General features: G+C 44.8%; 15 protein-coding genes. 2 read left to right on the top strand and 13 right to left on the bottom strand.

The window, feature by feature from the left end; translation table 11 throughout:
• The first annotated feature begins 11 nt into the window (after positions 1–11).
• Positions 12–3161, top strand: a complete 3150-nt coding sequence (locus IW644_RS06235) for an efflux RND transporter permease subunit (protein ID WP_269916874.1) — start codon at positions 12–14, stop codon at positions 3159–3161.
• A gap of 287 nt (positions 3162–3448) precedes the next feature.
• Here IW644_RS06235 and gcvP read toward each other — a convergent pair whose 3' ends face one another.
• The 5 genes from gcvP to IW644_RS06210 all read right to left on the bottom strand — a co-directional run bounded on the left by gcvP (position 3449) and on the right by IW644_RS06210 (position 10539).
• Positions 3449–6358, bottom strand: a complete 2910-nt coding sequence (gene gcvP / locus IW644_RS06230) for an aminomethyl-transferring glycine dehydrogenase (protein ID WP_269916873.1) — start codon at positions 6356–6358, stop codon at positions 3449–3451.
• 121 nt (positions 6359–6479) lie between these two features.
• The gene (gene gcvH / locus IW644_RS06225) at positions 6480–6869 is read right to left on the bottom strand and encodes a glycine cleavage system protein GcvH (protein WP_269916872.1); all 390 of its coding nucleotides are present in this window, start codon (positions 6867–6869) and stop codon (positions 6480–6482) included.
• A 26-nt stretch (positions 6870–6895) separates the two neighbouring features.
• Entirely contained in the window at positions 6896–7975 is a 1080-nt protein-coding gene (gcvT, locus tag IW644_RS06220; protein ID WP_269916871.1) for a glycine cleavage system aminomethyltransferase GcvT, read from the bottom strand.
• 366 nt (positions 7976–8341) lie between these two features.
• A complete protein-coding gene (gene nagA / locus IW644_RS06215) occupies positions 8342–9481 on the bottom strand; it encodes an N-acetylglucosamine-6-phosphate deacetylase (protein ID WP_269916870.1) in 1140 nt (379 codons plus the stop codon).
• 143 nt (positions 9482–9624) lie between these two features.
• A complete protein-coding gene (locus IW644_RS06210; protein ID WP_269916869.1) occupies positions 9625–10539 on the bottom strand; it encodes a BadF/BadG/BcrA/BcrD ATPase family protein in 915 nt (304 codons plus the stop codon).
• Positions 10540–10792: 253 nt separating this feature from the next.
• Between IW644_RS06210 and IW644_RS06205 the strand changes: the two genes are divergently transcribed.
• Entirely contained in the window at positions 10793–11641 is an 849-nt protein-coding gene (locus tag IW644_RS06205) for a LysR family transcriptional regulator (RefSeq protein ID WP_025256097.1), read from the top strand.
• Between the two features lie 54 nt (positions 11642–11695).
• On the opposite strand, the gene IW644_RS06200 is transcribed toward IW644_RS06205, so the two are convergent.
• From IW644_RS06200 to IW644_RS06165, 8 genes are all read right to left on the bottom strand, one after another.
• Entirely contained in the window at positions 11696–12628 is a 933-nt protein-coding gene (locus IW644_RS06200) for an exopolyphosphatase (RefSeq protein ID WP_269916868.1), read from the bottom strand.
• A gap of 165 nt (positions 12629–12793) precedes the next feature.
• Positions 12794–13783 carry an MBL fold metallo-hydrolase gene (locus IW644_RS06195; protein ID WP_442864429.1) on the bottom strand — a complete coding sequence of 330 codons (990 nt, stop codon included), beginning with the start codon at positions 13781–13783 and terminating at the stop codon, positions 12794–12796.
• Positions 13784–13915: 132 nt separating this feature from the next.
• On the bottom strand, positions 13916–14791 hold the full coding sequence (locus tag IW644_RS06190; protein WP_269916866.1) for a DMT family transporter: 876 nt from the start codon (positions 14789–14791) through the stop codon (positions 13916–13918).
• 51 nt (positions 14792–14842) lie between these two features.
• Entirely contained in the window at positions 14843–16393 is a 1551-nt protein-coding gene (locus IW644_RS06185; protein ID WP_269916954.1) for a M28 family metallopeptidase, read from the bottom strand.
• Between the two features lie 389 nt (positions 16394–16782).
• A complete protein-coding gene (locus IW644_RS06180; RefSeq protein ID WP_269916865.1) occupies positions 16783–17955 on the bottom strand; it encodes an FAD-dependent monooxygenase in 1173 nt (390 codons plus the stop codon).
• Positions 17942–19333 carry an FAD-dependent monooxygenase gene (locus IW644_RS06175; RefSeq protein WP_333473842.1) on the bottom strand — a complete coding sequence of 464 codons (1392 nt, stop codon included), beginning with the start codon at positions 19331–19333 and terminating at the stop codon, positions 17942–17944. Before IW644_RS06175 ends, IW644_RS06180 begins: the two co-directional genes overlap by 14 nt.
• Before the next feature lie 42 nt (positions 19334–19375).
• A complete protein-coding gene (gene pepP / locus IW644_RS06170; protein ID WP_269916863.1) occupies positions 19376–20689 on the bottom strand; it encodes a Xaa-Pro aminopeptidase in 1314 nt (437 codons plus the stop codon).
• Between the two features lie 75 nt (positions 20690–20764).
• Entirely contained in the window at positions 20765–21331 is a 567-nt protein-coding gene (locus IW644_RS06165; protein WP_179984225.1) for a UPF0149 family protein, read from the bottom strand.
• Positions 21332–21651: the final 320 nt, after the last annotated feature.

Below are 21651 nucleotides of genomic sequence, written 5' to 3'. Positions count from 1 at the left end.
GGAGACCAGTTATGTTTAATCGAATTATTGATTGGTCTATTAACAATAGATTGCTCGTGCTGATCGCATTACTTGCATTGATAGCAAGTGCTGTTATCACCATACCTAAGTTGAATTTAGATGCGTTTCCAGACGTTACAAACGTACAAGTTGCTGTTAATACCGAAGCGCCAGGTTTAGCCGCAGAAGAAGTAGAGCAACTTATCACATATCCAATTGAAGCTGTGATGTACGCATTACCAGATGTAGAACAAGTGCGCTCTATTTCAAAAACAGGTTTGTCGGGCGTCACTGTAGTCTTTAAAGAAGGCACGGATATATATTTTGCAAGACAATTGGTATTTGAACGCTTACAAGCTGCGAAAGAGCTTATACCTGCTGGGGTTGGGACACCAGAGATGGGGCCAAACACTTCTGGTTTAGGGCAAGTATTTCAATATTTGTTGATATCAGACGACACAAACAAGTATGACTCAATGGCGCTTAGAAGTCTGAATGACTGGATCATTAAACTACTAATAATGCCTGTAGACGGTGTTACAGATGTGCTGTCATTCGGTGGTAACGTTCGTCAATACCAAGTTAATGTCGATCCTTCAAAACTATTATCCTACGAGTTAACCCAAGAAGATGTGGTATCAGCGCTTGAAAATAACAACGCCAATGTTGGTGGCTGGTACATGAATCGCGGCCAAGAACAGCTTGTTATTCGTGGTACTGGTTGGTTCGAAAGTGGTGAAAAAGGTATTGAAAATATTCAGCAAGTGCCTGTGAAAACACTCAATGGTGTAGTTGTTACTGTTTCGGATGTCGCTAACGTAGGACTTGGTGCTGAGATCAGACAAGGTGCTGTCACTATGACCCGCAAAACGGAGAATGACAATGTTGAGAACTTAGGTGAAGTGGTCTCTGGTATTGTATTAAAACGCATGGGATCAAATACCAAAGCGACGATAGACGGTATTAATGCTAGAACAAAGCTTATCAATCAGGCATTACCAGAAGGTGTGCGATTTGAGCCTTTTTATGATCAAGCTGACTTAATTGAAAAAGCCGTGGCAACCGTTGTTGAAGCCCTTACTTTGGCTTTTATTTTTATCACTATTGTGCTTGCTCTATTTTTAATGAATTTAAGAGCTACATTTCTGGTGCTCATCTCAATTCCAATTTCCATTGGTATTGCATTAATGGTGATGGCTTGGTTAGGTATTTCAGCCAACTTGATGTCGCTCGGCGGTATCGCGGTGGCTATTGGCATGTTAGTCGATGGTTCAGTTGTCATGGTTGAAAACATGTTTAAACACCTAAACAGGCAACTAGAAAGCGGAAGCGCTGATGAAAGTATTGAAGCTAAACAAAAGTTAAAATTGGCAGGCAAAGAAGTTGCTCGCCCTATCTTTTTTGCGGCTTCAATTATTCTCGTAGTTTTTACGCCACTGTTTAGTTTTGAAGGTGTTGAAGCGAAGCTCTTTCAGCCAATGGCTATCAGCATTATGTTAGCTGTGATGTCAGCTATTGTAGTTGCTTTGTTTATTGTTCCTGCACTTGCCTCTTTTATGTTTAAGCGAGGGGTGACAGAAAGGGAAAGTTTGATTTTAAAATCTATCGATATTTTGTATCGAAAGTTATTGAAAATCGCATTAAAGCAAACCAAGTTTGTTGTGTTTGTGTCAATAGCTCTAGTCGCGTCGGCAGCGGCAATCATTCCACAAATTGGAACAGAGTTCGTGCCAGAGTTAGAGGAAGGAACGATCAACTTAAGAGTGACACTAGCGCCTTCTTCTAGTTTGGAAACAGCGCTATCTGTTGCCCCTATATTAGAAGAAAAGCTAATGGCTTTCCCTGAAGTGACTTACGCATTGAGTCGAATTGGCCGAGCAGAAATTGGCGGCGACCCAGAGCCAGTTAACAACATTGAAATCTACATTGGTCTTAAGCCTGTTTCAGAATGGACAAGCGCCTCTAATCGTTATGAGTTGCAAGATAAAATGGAGCGCTCATTAGAAGAGTTTCCGGGTCTTTTACTAAACTTCTCTCAGCCTATTGCTACTCGTGTAGATGAATTGTTATCAGGAGTTAAGGCACAACTTGCGATTAAATTATTTGGCTCTGACTTATTGGTGCTAGCAAAAAAAGGACGAGAAATTGAAACTGCGATTAAGTCAATTGATGGTGCAAAGGACGTTGCACTTGAACAGATTGCAGGTGAAGCACAACTTGTTATTGCTCCTAATAGGTTTGAGCTTTCTCGATATGGTTTATCTGTTCGTGATGTCATGGAAGTGGTTCAAGACGGTATCGGTGGTGTTGAGGCTGGACAAATTATCAATGGTAACGAACGTTATGATATTTACGTGCGCCTAGATAAGGAATTTATAGCTAATAGCGAAGCAATAGCTGATATTAGACTGCAATCTCCTACAGGAGCTTGGGTACGCATTGGCGATGTAGCTTCTGTGTCTTTTGAGTCTGGCCCTCCACAGGTTAGGCGAGATGATGTACAGCGTAGAGTGGTTATTCAGGCCAATGTTCAAGGCAGAGACATGGGAAGTGTTGTTGAAGATATTCAAGCAAAGATAGCCTCTGATGTAGAATTGCCCGCAGGTTATTCAGTGTCGATAGGTGGGCAATTCGAAAGTCAGCAACGAGCGCAACAACGCCTTTCTATCGTCGTGCCGTTATCATTGGCTTTAATCGCATTACTCCTTTATTTTGCATTTGGTTCAGTAGGACAAGCGATGCTGATCTTACTTAATGTTCCATTAGCTGTTATCGGAGGCATATTTTCTCTATACCTATCAGGCCAATATCTATCAGTTCCAAGCTCTGTTGGTTTTATTACCTTATTTGGCGTGGCGGTGCTTAATGGTGTAGTTATGGTGGAAAGCATTAATCAACGAATCAAAGATGGACTTGAAACCGCTGAAGCAATATTTGATGGTGCGACTTCACGGTTGCGTCCCGTGCTTATGACAGCTATCACATCAGCGTTGGGTCTAATACCTATGTTAATGTCAAATGGAGTAGGCTCTGAAATACAACGACCACTTGCTAGCGTTATTGTTGGTGGCTTAGTTACAGCAACGCTACTTACGCTGTTTGTTGTACCAAGCCTATATCAGTTATTTTCTATAGGAAAATTAAAAGAATCTGAGCTATAGAACCCATTTAGCCTCATACAGTTCTTGTTTTGGGGCTGTTCATACGAATTGTCCTCCAATTAAAAAGTCACATGAAGGTCTCTTAATGGCACAAAGCAGAAGTAGCTAGTCAATAATCTGTTCGCCCGTAACTTGTCTCAAACGGACTTCCAAAATTCATCAAAGGAAACGCCCCTCTACCCTCGAATTAGTTGTTCAAATGCTAAAGTTTAAACGCATAAAAAAGGCGAACCACTAGGTTCGCCTTCCAAATCAACCTTTAACAGCTAAGCTGCTAAACCAACACCCTACTCCTCAACATAGCTCTCAATGCTAGGGCAAGAACAGATCAAGTTACGGTCGCCGTATACGTCATCAATACGGTTAACCGTTGGCCAGAACTTGTTTCTGTGTACTTCTGGTGCTGGGTAGGCCGCTAACATGCGGTCGTAGCTGCGGTTCCAGTCGCTGTCACAAATATCCGCTAATGTGTGCGGTGCGTTATGTAGCGGGTTGTCAGTGGCATCCCACTCACCGCTTTCTACTTTTGCAATTTCTTGGCGAATGCTAACCATCGCGTTAATAAAACGGTCTAGTTCGTACTTGGCTTCCGACTCGGTTGGCTCAATCATAAGCGTACCCGCTACTGGGAAGCTCATAGTTGGCGCGTGGAAACCGTAGTCGTTTAGGCGCTTCGCGATATCTAGCTCGGTTACACCGCTTGCTTCTTTAAGCGGGCGAAGGTCAATAATACATTCGTGCGCTACGCGGTCGTTGTTGCCTTTGTAAAGCACTGGGAAGTGCCCTTCTAGCTTCTTAGCCACATAGTTAGCGTTAAGAATAGCGACTTCAGTTGCTTTACGTAGGCCAGCGCTACCCATCATTTTGATGTACATATAGCTAATAGGCAGAATAGATGCACTGCCCCATGGCGCTGCCGATACCGCACCACAGTCTTTGCCTGCCGTTTCTACGTTAACAACCGTGTGGTTTGGTAGGAATGGCGCAAGGTGCGACTTAACACCAATTGGTCCCATACCTGGGCCGCCACCACCGTGTGGAATACAGAAGGTTTTGTGCAGGTTAAGGTGCGACACGTCTGAACCAATGAAGCCAGGTGACGTAATGCCCACCTGCGCGTTCATGTTCGCACCATCCATGTAAACCTGGCCGCCATGTTCATGAACAATGTCACAAATCTCGCGCACGGTTTCTTCGTATACACCGTGGGTAGATGGGTATGTGATCATGGCGCACGATAGGTTCTCGCCTACTTCTTCCGCTTTTTTGCGAAGGTCGTCAAGGTCAACGTTACCGTTAGCATCACAAGCCACTACTACCACTTTAAGGCTAACCATTTGCGCTGATGCAGGGTTAGTACCGTGGGCCGAGCTTGGAATTAGGCACACGTTTCTATGGCCTTCGCCGCGGCTTTCGTGATAGCGCTGAATAGCCAATAGGCCAGCGTATTCACCTTGTGCACCTGAGTTAGGCTGCATTGAAAGCGCGTCGTAACCTGTTACGTTAATTAGCCACTCGGCTAGTTCGGCAATCATTTCTTGATAGCCTACTGCTTGGTCTAGCGGTGCAAATGGGTGAAGCTGACCGAATTCAGCCCATGTTACTGGGATCATTTCAGCCGTTGCGTTTAGCTTCATGGTGCACGAACCCAATGAGATCATTGAGTGGTTAAGCGCCAAGTCTTTGTTTTCAAGGCTCTTGATGTAGCGAAGCATCTCTGTTTCAGAGTGATACTTGTTAAACACTTCGTGGGTTAGGAAGTCGCTTGTACGTACTAAACCTTCAGGAATAGATTTAACCTCTTGCGTGGTTACTTCTGCATCCAGACCTTCCACTGTTAGGCCGTGATCTTCACCAAGAAGTACGTCGAATAGCGCAACAATGTCTTCACGTGTGGTAGTTTCGTCTAGCGATACACCTACCGCACCTTCAAGGTCTGCGCGCAGGTTCATGCCTTTTGCATAGGCTTTCTCTAGTACGTCTTCTTTGTTGCTTACCATTACGGTTAGCGTGTCGAAGTACGTGCTATGTTTGAGAGCTACACCTTTTTCCGCACCTTTCTGGTTTAAGCCAGTCGCGAGAATGTCGGCAAAACGGTGAATGCGCTCAGCAATAGTTTTAAGGCCTTGTGGGCCGTGATATACCGCGTAGAAGCTTGCCATGTTGGCTAGCAGTACCTGCGCTGTACAAATATTCGAGTTCGCTTTTTCGCGGCGAATGTGTTGTTCACGGGTTTGTAGCGCCATGCGCAGAGCTGGGCGACCACGGGTGTCTTTACTCACACCAATAATACGGCCAGGTAGTGAACGCTTGTAGCTGTCGCGTGTAGCAAAGAATGCCGCGTGTGGGCCGCCATAGCCCATAGGTACACCAAAGCGCTGTGCACTACCAAGTGCAACGTCTGCACCTAGCTCACCAGGCGACTTAAGCATTACTAAGCTCATAAGGTCAGCGGCTACTGCCACAATCCCTTTTTTCGCTTGTACTGCAGCAATGATGTCGCTGATGTCTTTTACTTCACCGGTAGAGGTTGGGTATTGAAGTAGCGCACCGAATACGTCGTGTTCAGCTGCTTCTTCTGCCGCACCTTTGATGATTTCAAAACCAAACATTTCAGCGCGGGTTTGTACCACGTCTAATGTTTGTGGGTGAACGTCGTTAGCTACGAAGAACGCGTTCGCTTTTTTGTTCTTAGATACACGCTTAGCAAGGCCCATAGCTTCTGCTGCCGCTGTACCTTCATCAAGTAAAGACGCCGATGCTAGCTCTAGGCCAGTTAGGTCTATGGTCACTTGTTGGAAGTTAAGAATGGCTTCCAAACGGCCTTGGGCAATTTCTGGCTGGTAAGGCGTGTACGCTGTGTACCAACCTGGGTTTTCTAGCACGTTGCGAAGGATAACGTTTGGTACGTGGGTATCGTAGTAACCCATACCAATGAAAGAACGGTTAATTTTGTTCTTTTGTGCAACGGCTTTAAGTTCACTTAATGCTTCAACTTCTGTCGCCCCTTCACCACATTTTAGTGGCTCTGGTAGCGCAATACCTGCCGGAACAGTTTGTTCGATTAAATCGTCTAGTGAGCTTGCACCAATGGCAGACAGCATTTCTTCAATTTCGCCTTTACCCGGGCCAATGTGGCGGCGGATAAATGTATCTTTTTGCTCTAGTTGAGCCAATGTAGGGGAAGTATTCGACATAACGTTGTTAAGCACTCGTAATGGTTGCCGCAAGGGCGCGTTAAATCTTTAAGTTAAAAAGGGGCTGAATTATCTTCATGCCCCTTTTCAAAATATGTTTCTTTTAAAACTACGTAACGAATTACTCTTCGTCGATGCTGTTTTCGTAGCCTTCAGCGTCTAGTAGACCTTCTACTTCAGCCGCATCGTCAGCTTTAATTTTGAATAGCCAACCGTCGCCGTATGGGTCAGAGTTAACTAGTTCTGGTGAATCTTCTAGGTCTTCGTTTACTTCAACCACTTCACCTGAGATTGGCGCATATACGTCAGATGCTGCTTTTACCGATTCAGCAACACATACGTCGTCACCAGTGCTTACTGCATCGCCAACATCTGGCAATTCAACGAAAACCATGTCGCCAAGTAAGCCTTGTGCGTGCTCAGAAATACCTACAACGAAAACACCGTCACCTTCAGGGCGAACCCATTCGTGCGTAGCGGCATAGCGTAAATCAGTTGGGATGTTGCTCATAATCGTTCCTGTTATTCTCTGTTAACTTATAAAACACTTTTTCCATTGCGAACAAAGGAGGGCTTAACCACTTTTACTGTAACCCACTTTTTGCGCATTTCCACTTCTACTGTTTCGCCAACATCACGTGGTACTCGTGCCATCGCAATTGAATGACCTAGTGTTGGAGAGAAAGTACCTGAAGTGATAACGCCTTCGCCGCTTTCTGTTTTTACTTTAAGACCATGACGCAGCACGCCTTTTTCAGTCATTACCAAGCCTACTAGCTTGTCGGTACCCGCTTCACGCTGCGCTTCTAATGCTTTACGCCCTACGAAATCACGTTCTGCCGGTTCCCATGAAATTGTCCAGCCCATGTTGGCAGCTAGTGGCGATACGGTTTCATCCATATCTTGGCCGTACAGGTTCATACCTGCTTCTAAGCGTAGCGTGTCACGCGCACCTAGGCCGCATGGCTTAACGCCCGCATCTAGTAGTGCTTGCCAGAAACTTTCCGCTTGCTCAGCTGGCACCATAATTTCGTAGCCTGCTTCACCGGTGTAACCTGTGGTTGCAATAAATAAGTCTTCTGCTTGAACACCAAAGAATGGCTTCATGCCCGCTACCGCTTCTTTTTGCGCTGCGCTGAACAAAGTGGCTGCTTTTTCTTTTGCGTTAGGGCCTTGTACGGCAATCATGGCAAATTCAGGGCGCTCGGTGATGGTTACGTCAAAGCCTTCTGCTTTGCTCATTAACCAGTTCATGTCTTTTTCGCGCGTTGCTGAGTTAACCACTAAACGATAGTTAGTTTCGTCGAAGTGATAAACGATAAGGTCGTCTACAACACCGCCTTCTTCGTTAAGCATGCCGCTGTATAGCGCTTTGCCTTTGTCTTTTAGTTTTGCCACGTCGTTGGCTAAAAGGTACTGAAGATACGCTTTGGCTTGTGCGCCTTTTACGTCAACAATGGTCATGTGAGACACATCGAACATACCGGCGTCTTGACGCACAGCGTGATGCTCTTCAATTTGTGAACCATAGTTAATTGGCATATCCCAGCCGAAGAAATCGACCATTTTCGCACCGGCTTCTAGGTGCTTTGCGTGTAGGGCGGTGGTACTAGACATTCCACTTACTCTTTTTAATTTGAAAGGTAGAAAACGAAATTGAGTATAGTGAGCTAACGTTTATGCAACAAATTGGAAATTTTTATCAATACATTTAAAAAGTAAATGTATTCTTGATAAAACATGAGAAAAGCAAATATGTAAGCGTTTACCGCGCTTTGAGATAGCCTAACAAAGATCGCAGCCACGACTCTCGAACCTGAAAAAACTTAATATCAGAAGGTGTTTAGAACAGGGAGTTATAATCTAACACCTAGCTTTTTTTGAAACATTGCTGAGTGCTTGCTGCGCAATTGTTGAGGGCGTTGTAAGGAATGTTTAAATACTTACTAGCAGCCGGTTGGATGTTGTTCGATAGCAAGTGTGCTAAATGCACACCTCACCATTTTGCCAAACGTGTGCAAGTGCGTTGTTTTCGCTTAGCTCTACGAAGTTCGCCCGCTGCCCTACTGCAATGCTGCCTAGCTTCTCGTTAATCCCCATAAACACAGAGGGTGTCGCGCTTGCCATATAGCTCGCTTCTTCTAGCGAAATTCCTATGTCGTTAACGCAGTTAATAACCGCGCCGTGCATGTCTAAACAACTTCCTGCAAGGGTGCCATCAGGTGTAGTAAGTTTGTTTCCCACACGGGTTATGTGCGTATCGAAAAAGTCTATAACGTCTTCGTCGGCACCTACATGGGCCATTGCATCGGTAACCAGCATTAATTGCGATGGCCCTTTGGTTTTAAAGGCAAGTTCAACGGCTTTAGGGTGTAAGTGCTGATGATCGACAATGATGCCGCAGGTGTTGTTGCTTAAAAGCGCTGCGCCAACCATACCAGGTTCACGTGAGGTAAACGGCGACATAGCGTTATATAAATGAGTAAACCCAGTCGCACCTGCTTCTATCGCCCTTTCAACTACATCAAACGGTGCATTAGAGTGCCCTAGCGCTACAATAACGCCTTGGTTTACCAAGTCTCGAATAACATCACACGACGTATTTTCTGGCGCTACGGTAATCATTACCTTGCCAAGATCTTTTCGGGTGTAAGTGGCAAGCTCTCTTTCGGTAAGCGGGCGAATGTATTTCGAAAGGTGTACACCTTTTTTCTCAACGCTTAAGTGCGGCCCTTCAAAGTGAATACCTTCAACACTGGGGTGGCCGCTTTCTATTGCTTCACTAACCGCATTGGCGGCGCTTTCTATGGTTGCTATGTCATCGGTAATCAGCGTGGGGAACAATGTGGTGGTGCCAAACCTACGATGGGCTTTAGCCATTGTTTCTATGCTTTTAAACGTTGGTGCGTGATTAAACATAACGCCACCGCCGCCGTTCACTTGTGTATCTATATAGCCAGGAATAAGCCTGTTAGACACGCGCTCAGGAATTTCTTCACGCTTCATTTTTGAATCAGAAAGTGCTTCGATGTGAGTAATTACGCCCTCTTTGATTGTGAGTACTTGGTCTTTTTCCCACTTACCATTTATCAAAACGTTTTCGGCTAAAATTGTTTTCATCATTGGGCTTTCATTTTCCTAATTAAGTGCGGTTGTAGCATTGTTTCTTTGCTGCTTATAACGTTGCTTTTTTCGTCGCCTATCTCATTACTTACATCGAAATTTGCCACGTGAAATATTCATTACGTCTTTGCGGCGATTAACAGCTACAAGTCATCATAAAATGCTTGAGCATACTTGATAGCGCCCTGCTGTGGCGATAACTCACATGCTTGCAAGCGAGCACGTGTTTTCTCAGAAAAGAACGGTACATAAACATCGCTTAACCCGCCTATCAAAGCAAGGTTATACCCGTTATCACCTAAAAGCCGCTGTGCCATAGTTTCCAAGTATTCCGCCCCTTCTTTGAAGATGCATGTCACTTGGCTATTACCTTCATTTAGAAGTGGCAGCATACAGGGTACTAAACTCGCGTAATGATGAGTGTTAAACCCAGCGCACTTAGCCACTATGTCGTCAGCGTTCGTTGTGCCTAGTTCTACACATACTGTTTTTGCTAGCTCGTCTTTGCTTCGAATGTTATCTATACATAGTAAGGTGTGCTGAATAGCTTTTAAACCCAGCCAAGCGCCACTAGCAAAATCACCAACAGGAAAACCGTGTCCACCTAAGTCTGTAAACTTACCTTCGTTAAATACGGTGCCAGCCGACCCCGTACCCACAATAATTACTGCACCGGGCTTACCGTTGTGAGCACCTACGCAGGCAGCATGTAAATCACTTAGTATATGAAGCGAGTGAAAGGGATGCGCCCAGGTTTCAAAGCGAGCTTTTGCGGTACTGATGTTCGCGCCTGCAAGCCCTGCTGCTACTACACACTGTGATAGCGTAATAGGTGTTACTGGGGCGTCGCTATTTTGTGAAGCCAGTAAGGTATTAGCAGATGTTATAGCCTTTTCTACTCCATCCATTATGGATGCTTTTGCTAGTGTTTCGTCACGCATTATATTAGCCGGGCCGCTAATGCCCTCACCTATCTGCGTGCCGCTCTTGTCTTGTAAAATAACTCTGCATTTGGTGCCGCCGCCGTCTATGCCAATAAAATACAGATCAGAGTTCATTTACGTTCTCGCAGATTAAGTAAGTGGTTAATTTAACTCGCCAATTTAAATGCTCAGATTCGATAATCAAATGAACTAACTATCGAAAGCAGGTAAAAAGTAGAGTGCGTGATATTACCGTAAAGTACTGTTTACCCGAAGCGTAAAATTACTGAGGTGAATTCAAGTTAGGTTGGCTAAAAATACGGCTTTCACTCGTTTTCATTTGCAAATATAATCATAGCAAGCACATACATTAGAAATACTGATAAATATGAAGCAGCTTTCTTTAGACACGCTACGCACCTTTGTAAGCGTTATCGAGCTTGGCGGTTATGCCAAAGCTGGCGACTTTTTGGGGCGCTCTCAACCTGCTATCAGTTTGCAAATTAAAAAGCTTGAATCACAGCTAGACAGAAAGCTGTTCACCAAGGTAGGTCAACGTCATGTACCTAGTGCCGATGGAAACTGGCTTTACCCCAAAGCGAAAGAGCTGCTAGAACTTAACGACAATATCTTTCGAAGCCTAACCCCTGCGCCACTTAGCGGTAGATTACGTTTAGGCATTCCCAACGAGTTTGCTTCTACCCTGCTGCCTGGCTTAATTGGTGAGTTTTCAAAGCGCTACCCAGATGTATCGTTAGAAGTAACGTCTGCGCTAAGTCGCGACCTGCTTCACCCGTCTCAGCGAGATCACTTCGATTTAATATTGGCCCTGGTGAACCCAGATGAACAAACCGAGGGCGAAGTAGTAATAGAAGACGATGTGGTGTGGGTAGGTGATACCTCTCACCCGCTGGTAGGAAATAACATCCCATTAGTGCTAGCGCCGGATGGCTGTATGTACAGAAGCCGAGTAATTGAACAGCTAAAGCAGCAAACCTTCGCCTGGAAAATTAGCTACACCAACGCCGATTTGGGCGGTTTGGTTGCCGCTATTCAACAAGGGCTTGGCGTTACAGCGCTAGCAAAATCGAGCTTACCGGCAAATTTAGCAGTACTGAACCACCCGCACCTGCCTAAGTTAGGAAAGGTCAACATTTGCCTATTTAATCAAGACACCCAACATCCAGTTATCAGCAAAACCCTTGCAGAATTCTTCAAAGTGCGCCTAACTCAATAAGAGTTTGGGGGTCAGAGTACTTTTTCTGCCCCTCCATCCTTATGCTAATTAGTGTTAACCGTCGCTTGTGATGGTGTCGATAAGCTCAGCAAGCACGGTCTCTGCTTTACTGGTTTCAACTTGGCAGGTACCCGCATTCATGTGACCGCCGCCACCATATTGCAAACACAGCTCACCCACATTGGTGTTAGAGCTACGATTAGTAATAGACTTACCAATCGCAAACACCACGTTCTGCTTTTTAAGCCCCCACATTTTGTGGATAGAAATATTGCAGTCTGGGTACATGGCGTAAATAACGAAGCGGTTAGTAGCGTAAATGGTCTCTTCTTCAGTTAAATCGAGTACCACAAGGTTATCGTGTACGGTAGAGCACTTAGCTATTTGTGCTTTAGCCATTTCATTGTGCTCGTGATACAAACTTACACGCTCAGCCACATCTTCCATTTGTAGTATTTCTTCAATACTGTGGTCTTTACACGCATCTATCAGCTTCATCATTAGCTGATAGTTTGAAATTTTAAACTCTCTAAAACGGCCAAGCCCAGTACGCGCGTCCATAATGAAGTTCATAAGCACCCAGTCGGTAGGCTCTAAAATTTCTTCTTTTGAAAACTGCGCTGAGTCGCCTTTATCTACCGCGTCCATCATATCTACAGAGATATTTGGGAATTTCTCGGCTCCACCATAATAGTCATACACTACTCGAGCGGCTGACGGTGCTTCTGCATCGATAATATGATTCTCGATATCGCCGGCGTTTCGCACGGTTTCGCTAAGGTGATGGTCAAAGGCTAAATGGCAGCCTTCAACGTAAGGCAAGTTAGTCGTAATGTCGTTCTCAGTGATGTCTATTTTGCCGTCTTGCATGTCTTTAGGATGCACAAACAAAATATCATCAATCATATCTAAGTCTTTCAGTAATACTGCGCATACTAGCCCGTCAAAATCACTTCGAGTAACTAATCTAAACTTTCGTTCTGACATCACGTGTTTCCTTTATTAACGATTATCTAGTAAGTGTAACAGCTAGTAAAAATTTTGAGAGATTACCTATACAGAATTTAATCACTTAATAGATAAACTCGACGAAAGTATATATAACAGCTTGATCACTCGCATGTTTACTTACTTCACTATTGCTAAAGGCAATTAGAAGATGAGCGACTGACCTTGTGTGGCTAGTATAAAATTAAAGCCTAATTTATTAGCCTGCTTTAGCTCTTTTGATATGACAGAGCGTGGGTTTTCTCCTGCTTTTAAACTGTATTTGATGTGGCTTATCACGATATTTATGTCTGGAACCTGGCTTTTATCTTCAACTAGTTCGTAAAAGCGAGTGAGCTCTTGTATTAACCACTTAGGCGTAAGGTGTCCGAATAACAAATTATCAGGGCGACTGTTATCAAACGACACCTCAACAACCATACCTCTTAGCGTCTTCTTTCGCATTTGCTGTGCTAGATAGCGCCATATTACGCCCAGCTTGCCTTCTTTCTCGACATCGTCCGGGCCAGTATCACCGAAATAAACAAACATATCGTTGTCACTTTCAATAACGAAAGCCGTCGATTCTAAGGGGTGGCTTAAGCTAAAAGGCGTTACCGTTAAATTGGTACCTTCAATGGCAGTGGTATGTTGCGAAGCCAAGTCGACAACATCGTATTTATTTAGCTTTGGCTCCATTCCTCGATTGGTAAAGTTTGCCCATGCCTGCCAATTGAAATAGGTCGCCCCCATGGTGTCGTTTACTGACTTTAGGGCATAGATGGGTTTATTGTTGTCATCTGGTGAAGCTATGAGTAACCCGGCTACATGATCTAGGTGACCGTGGCTAATCAGGTATGCAGCAACGTGATTATGCAGTATATTGCCGTTGGCTCGCAGGTTATCGTCGGGCTTGCTTTTTAAACTATCGAAAGCCCCTTCTTTCAACGCAACATCAATACCATTAACTATGCTTCCTGCGTCTAGAGCAACATAGCGCTCCTCTTCTATACTTCGCAGTAGAAATGCGCTCAAATTGCCGTCTTTAATACCGCCAGTATCGCCTAATGTAATAAGTTGAAATGCAGGCTCTACGCTGCTTTCACTTGCTTTAATGGCAGTGTTATATTCCGTTGCACTGTCATTCGTTGAAATTGTGCTGCAAGCGCTTATCGCTGAGACAATCAAAAAACCAAATATATATTTCAAAACTTCTTTATCTCCACACAAAATGTCTGTTTTTTGGGCCTTTGAAAGCTGAGCGAAAAAAAGATAAATCACAGAACATCAAGCCCACATCACCATAATAGCGGCAGCGCCGATTAAGAGCAGTCCAATAATTTCGCGTTTTGTAACAGCGTTTTTTAGCCAGAAATGTGAGAGTACTAAAGTGAGTAAAACCTCTAGTTGTCCAAGCGTTTTCACTAGCGCCACATGTTGTAGCGCCATTGCAGTAAACCAGCATATAGAGCCTAAACAGCTTACTGTACTTATAGCTAGCACCTGCTTTTTAGCGCTCACTAGTTGCTTAAACACGAAGGGTTTGGTTAGCGCAATATAGCCACTTAAAGCTACCGCCTGAACGCATAGCACCCATAATAGAACCCAAGCTGCGGCTACTGTATGCTGAATGTTAAGCATATGGCTAGCCTCGCGCACTAGCAATGACGTGAGAGCAAAACAGGTACCGCAAGCTAAACCGATAACCATGGTTTTCAAACTAATGCCTTGAAGCCTGTTACCACTGCTTAATACAAATACAGCGACACCGCCTATGATTATTCCTACCCAACCAAGGGGCGTTAAGTAACTGCCAAAAAAGAGCATGCCTACCACGCCAGCCACTAAGGCTTCACTTTTTGCCAAGCCTGCTCCAATAGCGAAGTTCTTTTGCTTAAACAAAATCACCATTAAAGAAGTGGCCGCTATTTGAAGTAGTGAAGCGCACAAGATCACTGTGATAAATGAGCCCGTAAATTGCGGCAGCTGGCTGGCACTGCTGCTATAGAGTATAAGCAAATAAACAAGGGCTATGGGCGGGGCCAAGATAAAGCGAGATAGCGTAACACCAGAAGTGTTAACGGCACCACTTAGTTTGCTTTGCAGCGCATTACGCACGGTTTGCATGATTACCGCGCCCAATGTGAATAAGACCCAACTCATTAGCGTCGCTTTACCTTTAAAGTCATTTTACTAGCTGCCGTTCAAGCGTTTTTATTTGGTAGTGGTTTCGCTACCAGATAACGCCTGTAGACGTTTTGCTTTGAAGTCACTTTCACGCTTCCAATAAGGCCATACATCACCTTGAGCATAATGAGTAAGCATGGTTCCAATAAGAGATAGGTCTTGTTTTACACCACCTAATGTCCAGCTTGGAAGGTAGTCATCATCGGCTTTATGGTAGCGCTTAGCAATAAAGCTTGGGTCGGTATCGCCTAAGCTCATAAACAAAATAGAGGGCACGCCCTGTTTTGCGAGTGCGAAATGATCAGAGCGGAAGAACAGGCCATTTTGAGGGCGCGGGTCCATCTTAACGGTTCGCCCCTGTAACGCTGCCGCCGTCGCTAAATCATCTTCAATAGATAAATAGCCTTCGCCATACTGCAAGATATAATCAACATCATCGTTTACATTCATGCCGTCGATATTTAAAAACGCTACCATGTTCTTAGTAGGTACAGGTGGGTTATTTGCAAAATAATCAGCACCCAACAGCCCTGTTTCCTCTGCGGTAAACGCGCTAAACATTAGCGTACGCGCAAAGCCTTCTTTGTTCTTTGAAAGCGCATCTGCCAGCGTTAGCACTCCAGCTGTGCCAGACGCATTATCTACCGCACCATTGTAAATAATAGTTTTGCCATTCTTCTCTACTTTACCAAGGTGGTCCCAATGAGCGTGCAGCATTACCCACTCATTTGGCTTTGAGGTGCCTTCTAAAATACCGGCAACATTCTGCGATTCAGCATGCTCAATAGCATTGTCAAACTTCAGAGATGCTGAGGTGTTTAAGGAGATAGGTATAAAGCCAGGCTTGGATGCTTTTCTTTTAAGTTCGCCGTAATCTAAGCCTGCTTCTTCAAATAACTGTCTAGCAGCATTTAGATGAAGCCACCCCATTACGCCAACTTGTGACGCATTATTGTTGTCATCGACTAGGCTAAACTTAGTGTTAGAATTTGAGTTTTCAACAACGCCCCAGCCGTAGCCAGCAGGCATAGTTTCATGGACGATGAAAACAGCTTCTGCGCCTTGTCTAGCGGCTTCTTCGTATTTGTAAGTCCAACGACCATAATAGGTCATGGCATTGCCTTGAAATAAATTTGGATCTTTAGAAGCAAAACCTGGGTCGTTTACCAGCATTACGACCGTTTTACCTTTTACATCAAGGCCGGCGTAATCATTCCAGTTATACTCGGGCGCATTTATACCGTACCCCACAAAAATCAAATCACTATCAGTTAGTGAGTATTCATTTACTATACGTTGTGTTCGTGCAGTAAACTCACTTCCCGCTTCAAAAGAAAGGTTGCCAATGCTTAATGAACTCATATTGCTAGGCGTAATTTTCGCGAGCGGCACTGCTTGCGTATAGCTGTCGCCAAAAGCTGGTTTTAGCCCTAATTTTTTATACGCTGATACCAAGTATTCTACGGTTTTCTTCTCGCCTTTTGATAACGGCCCTCGCCCTTCGAATTCATCACTTGCCAATGTTTTAACGTGCTCGCGATAAACACCTAAATCGATAGAAGCGTTATTCAGTGACATCTCTACGTTTTTTGCTTTAGCCGACGAAGGCTCAACCGAGGTCAAACTGGAAGTAGTGACGTCAGCATTCGCCGAACCAGTAAGTAAAGTAGAAGAAAGTAGAGACGCTGCGCATGCAAAGGAAAAGGCGCGATAAGGTTTGCACAAGAAAGTAAACATAAGCCATTGGTAGAAATAAAAAAGGATACCGAAGAGTATCCTTTACCGGCGACTATCTCAACGCCAAGAATGGGGTCAGTGTACATTTTTAAATAATGGGGTCAGGGTACATTGTTGGCATTCCCTACTTCAAAACTAGAGAAATGTACTCTGACCCCATTATTCAGGAGAAATGTACTCTGACCCCAATTTTGAAGCTGGGAAATGTACTCTGACCCCATTATTTGGGTTTATAGACCCATGGCGTGGCTGACGAAAGCGTTTTTGATGGTTGTGAGTTTGTCGGTGGCTGAAAGCCCTATGCCGCGTACTAGTTTTTTGAGGGGGTCGTTGCCGTCGAATAAGAATTTGAAGCCATCCATTGCTGCTATCATTTTCGTGGCTTCTGTTTTACGGCTTCGCTCGTAGCTGCGCAGGTGCTTATATAAACCTATGTCTTTACCGGCAGCACTCAGGCTACTTAACGACTCAGCTAGCGCTAGTGCGTCTTGCATTCCCAGATTTGCTCCCTGCCCGGCTAGCGGGTGAATAGTATGAGCAGCATCGCCCACCAGCACTACCCCATCTTTGGCCCATTGCCTTGCATAGCGCATGGTTAGTGGAAATGCGGCGCGCTCGGTTTCAAGCGCTATTGTGCCTAGAACACTGTTACTTGCGGCAGTTAAAGCGTGACAAAAAGCGTCGTCATCCAGTGTCATTAGCGCGCTTGCTTGCTCTGGCGTTTGCGACCACACAATTGAACAGACATTCGGTTCGGCCATTGGAAGTAGCGCAAGTGGGCCAGTTGGCGTAAACGCTTGGCGTGCCACATTGTTGTGTGGCTCGTCGGTTTTGATATTAGCTACTATGGCCGTATGCTCATAATCTTTAAAGGTAATTGGCAGGCCAGCCTGCTTTCTTACAAAAGAGTTAGCGCCGTCTGCGCCAACGAGCAACCTGCAACTTAGCACGTCGTCGTTATCTAGCATCAGCATGGTTTGATTAGGGCCAGCAAGTACCCTTTCAATACCCGCAGTAATTAACTCAACATTAGGCTGCGATTCCACAGCTTTAGACAGTGCATTAACTAAAGCTTGGTTCTCTACAATAACGCCAAGTGTATCGCTTCCCATTTCGTCACATGAAAAATGTATATCACCAAAACTGTCTTTGTCCCACACATGCATAGCGGTGTACGGGTTGGCGCGATCTAGCTGTAAATAAGGCCACACATCAAACTGTTGCAGCGCTTTAATATTAGCCTGATTGATTGCGCTAACACGCGCCGTTGGCTTATCTGCAAGCACCTGATAACAAGGCGTCTTATCAATAACCGCTATATTTAGTTCACTGTCTTTTAGCGCTGCGGCTAGGGTTAACCCCACAATTCCACCGCCCACTATTGCTATATCAACATGCTGCATTGTTATCTCTATTTCCGTGTGGTGTTACGCCATAACCTGTTGTGTGCTTTACGAAGGTTTTCTTCGCTTGCGGCATCATACTTAATGCAAGTAAGGAAACGTTTCGGCCTATAACGGTAGGAAAATACTGGTTGGAGAAAGTTCGCACTAGGGTATCGGTAAGCGCAATCGTGTTGTCTCGGTCTTTCTTACGCTGGTTCGCATAGCGCTGAACGATATTAAATGCCCCAGCGTCAAAGTGGTCAGCACCACCTTTCGCTTGCGTTTCTTGATTGCTATCTTGCTTCAAAGATTGTGACATAGAACGCTTAGATACAGCACTTCTTAATACAGACTCTCTTTCCAATACAGACACCAGAGCACTTAAATCGCGTAAGCCCAAGTTGAACCCCTGCCCCGCTATAGGGTGTAGCGCCTGCGCAGCGTTCCCCACCACTACCGTTCGGTGGCTGGTAACTTGCTGGGCTTTAGTAAGCGCCAATGGATAGCTAGCCGTATCACTCACTCTTAGTATTTTGCCCTGACGATAACCGAAAGCTTGCTGAAGCGCGTTAATAAACGACGCTTTATCCATTTCCATAAGTGCTTTAGCGGCTTGTGTTTCTAGCGTCCATACCACTGAAAAACCATTGCCATTTGCTTTTACGCCGTTAATCTCACTATCAAAGGGTAAAAAAGCAAGGGGGCCAGAATCAGTAAAGCGTTCGTACGCTTTGTTTTTATGAGGCATTTGCGTATGCACGTTAAATACGATGGCGGTTTGGTGATAATCACTGACTGTTTTGGCAATACCCACACGCTCGGCTAAACCAGAACGCCCACCATCTGCAAGTATCAGTAGCTTAGTGGTTATCACATCCCCGCTATCTAGCAACACGTCTACATTGTCACGGTGCTGCTTAACACCGGTCACTTTTGCTGGCGCTATGTGCTGATAAGCAGTACTCGCATTTGCAGCAAGGCGCGTTAGTGCGCTTAAACTTACCACCTGGCCAAACGCATCGATGTGATAGTCTTGGCTATGCAGATTTAAAAGGCCAAGGTGGCCCTTATCACTCACTTCTATCTGCTTTATTTTAGGAGGCAGTTCGCCGTTGTGTTGCTTGGCTAAGTCGTCAAGGCTTAAACCAACATCGGCTAATTCGTTAACCGTACGTCTTGCTAACGCAATAACTCGTGTATCGGTAAACGGGTTGAAATCATTGTGAGAGGGTGCCGTTTCTCTAGGGTCTGCAGCATCAATAAGTGCAACATTTAATCCGCATTTTTTACCTTCGGGCGTTTGAATAGAAATGTTTTCACAAAGCGCTTTAGCAAGCACGGTTCCTACAATCCCACCACCGATAATAACTACATCAACCGCTGCCGATTCCACTATATTTTTCTTCCCGTCGCTCTAGCTTTAGCGCTTTTTATTGTTTTAGTTTTTCGCCATTAGTGATTCGATTTCGTCAATCTCTTTAGGCACGTCGGATGTCAAAATATCCACACCCGATGCTGTGATGACCACGTCATCTTCTATGCGAACACCTATCCCCTTGTATTTATCGGGTGCTTCACTGTCTTGACTAATATAAATACCGGGCTCTACCGTTATAACCATTCCTGGCTTTAATGGTCGGTCTTGGCCGTCTATTTTGTAGTTACCTACGTCGTGTACATCTAGCCCCAAAAAGTGACCTAACCCGTGCATGTAAAACTGGCGCCAACTTTCGTTCTCTAAGTTTTCTGCCACACTACCTTCTAATACACCAAGGTCAACTAAACCTTCAGTAATAATTTCTGCGCTGTGTAGCATTGCCTCAGAAAGCGTGACACCGGGCGCTAACATATCCAATACGCTTTTTTGCGCTTTCAATACAACACTGTAAATTTCACGCTGGGCGTGACTAAACTTACCGTTTGCAGGAAATGTTCGGGTAATGTCCGCAGCATAGCCTTGATATTCTGCGCCTGCGTCGATCAAGATCAAATCACCGTCACTAACCTGCGCGCTGTTTTGCGTGTAATGCAAAATACAGGCGTTGTCACCGCTTCCTACAATAGTGCTGTACGCGGGGGAACGTGCGCCAGCCATAGCAAACTCATGGTGAATTTCGGCTTCTAGTTGATATTCAAAACAGCCAGGAGAAGCAAACTGCATAGCGCGTTTGTGAGCTCGGGCACTGATTTCCCCCGCCGCTTTCATCATTGCCACTTCACAGGCAGACTTAAACAGTCGCATTTCATGCAGTTGGGGGCGTAAATCGTGTACCGCGCAAGGCGCTAATGATTCTTTTGGCGCTTCACGCAAAGTATTTAAAGCTTCAGTAAATAATCGGTCGTGACTTTGGTTATGACCTAAAGCGAAGTAAACATTGTCTTGCCCTTGAATGGACGCCAACAAAGCTTCTTCTAATTCATGTGTTTCAAACGCTTCATCTAGACTAAAGCGAGAGAGCGCAGCCTCAGCACCAAGGCGCTTACCGTGCCAAATTTCAGCGCTTTTGTCTTTTTCCTGAACCACCATTGCGCGATAGCTCTCGCCGTAGCGAGGATGATTAGACAATATTAACCATGCATCAGGCTCTTCAAACCCTGTCAGGTACCAAAAGTCGCTGTCTTGCCTAAAGGTATACTCGGTATCACGGCTTCGCGTTACCAGCCCAGCGGCAGGTACTATACATACACTGTTCGGTTGGCACTGCGCCAACAGCCTGTCTTGTCTGGCAATAAACTCTTGAGCGCTAATCATAAACTAGAAAACCCTAACTAATTCACTGTGAAGTGAGCCGCTTAAACAGCTGCTACTTTTAACTTTCCCTAAGTACTAGTGTACGGATGGCGTGTCTTGTTGATCATCAAGAAGTGATTGACCAAGTTCACTGAAGCATAAAATAGCTGAGATTTTCACGTATTCTTCTACTTCAAAGAGCGCTTTTTCAGATTCTTCATCAGCATCCATCGGCTCTTCCATACGAGAGATATCTGAGAAGTCTTCAAGCGCTTCTTTAACATCGTCAGAACACTGCACAAGGTCCTGCTGATGTAAACCGAAACCAAGCATAAAACCCTGCACCCAGTTGATAAGCGCAGCGCCGCGGTCGTTAATAGGCGCTTGGTCTTCTGGAAGCAACAAGCTAAGCGCAAATTCAGGCTCTAATAACTGCTGACAGGTTTGATTGAAAAGCGTATTGAGAAGGTGTTGAGTTTGGTCGCTGAACGCATCACCTTGATTGATGGTTTCGCTAAGGGCTTCAAGCCACTTTTGATCGGTAAGCGACATGCCACCACAGAGCATTCCGGTTAGAATGCCGTGTACTTCTGCCGCATCTACAATGATACCTTGCTGTGACAATTTATTAGTTACGCTATCGTAATCGAGCTGTTTTTCCACGATTCGTTCTCTTTATTTAAGATGAGTTGAGTTTTCACAGCCCTTTTTGATTTCGGCCGTTACTCCGTGATGGCGTTAATACTAGCAAAAATCAATATACAAAGCCCACTTTTGGCAATTTACCGTGCAGTGTTTGAACAGTGCATTTATAGTAAAGATTATACTTTGTACAACGAACTCATATATTGTTTAATGACTGTTCAAACAACTGCGAATTGGCGTTAATTTAACGAAATGAGCGCTGCTATCCCTAGCAACGAACGCATAATTAATCTAAGATCACCATTGTTGGATACGGAATTCCTCTCGCAGCAGTATTT

Origin of the sequence: Alteromonas sp. PRIM-21, from assembly GCF_027563165.1 — a bacterium.
GTDB lineage: Bacteria > Pseudomonadota > Gammaproteobacteria > Enterobacterales > Alteromonadaceae > Alteromonas > Alteromonas macleodii_A.
Note: the sequence above shows the minus strand (reverse complement) of the source record. Positions and strands in the feature narration are given on the sequence as shown.

Coding starts and splice junctions, on each gene's coding strand:
- IW644_RS06235 (WP_269916874.1), top strand. CDS start 12: ATGTTTAATCGAATTATTGATTGGTCTATTAACAATAGATTGCTCGTG.
- gcvP (WP_269916873.1), bottom strand. CDS start 6,358: ATGTCGAATACTTCCCCTACATTGGCTCAACTAGAGCAAAAAGATACA.
- gcvH (WP_269916872.1), bottom strand. CDS start 6,869: ATGAGCAACATCCCAACTGATTTACGCTATGCCGCTACGCACGAATGG.
- gcvT (WP_269916871.1), bottom strand. CDS start 7,975: ATGTCTAGTACCACCGCCCTACACGCAAAGCACCTAGAAGCCGGTGCG.
- nagA (WP_269916870.1), bottom strand. CDS start 9,481: ATGATGAAAACAATTTTAGCCGAAAACGTTTTGATAAATGGTAAGTGG.
- IW644_RS06210 (WP_269916869.1), bottom strand. CDS start 10,539: ATGAACTCTGATCTGTATTTTATTGGCATAGACGGCGGCGGCACCAAA.
- IW644_RS06205 (WP_025256097.1), top strand. CDS start 10,793: ATGAAGCAGCTTTCTTTAGACACGCTACGCACCTTTGTAAGCGTTATC.
- IW644_RS06200 (WP_269916868.1), bottom strand. CDS start 12,628: ATGTCAGAACGAAAGTTTAGATTAGTTACTCGAAGTGATTTTGACGGG.
- IW644_RS06190 (WP_269916866.1), bottom strand. CDS start 14,791: ATGAGTTGGGTCTTATTCACATTGGGCGCGGTAATCATGCAAACCGTG.
- IW644_RS06185 (WP_269916954.1), bottom strand. CDS start 16,393: ATGTCACTGAATAACGCTTCTATCGATTTAGGTGTTTATCGCGAGCAC.
- IW644_RS06180 (WP_269916865.1), bottom strand. CDS start 17,955: ATGCAGCATGTTGATATAGCAATAGTGGGCGGTGGAATTGTGGGGTTA.
- pepP (WP_269916863.1), bottom strand. CDS start 20,689: ATGATTAGCGCTCAAGAGTTTATTGCCAGACAAGACAGGCTGTTGGCG.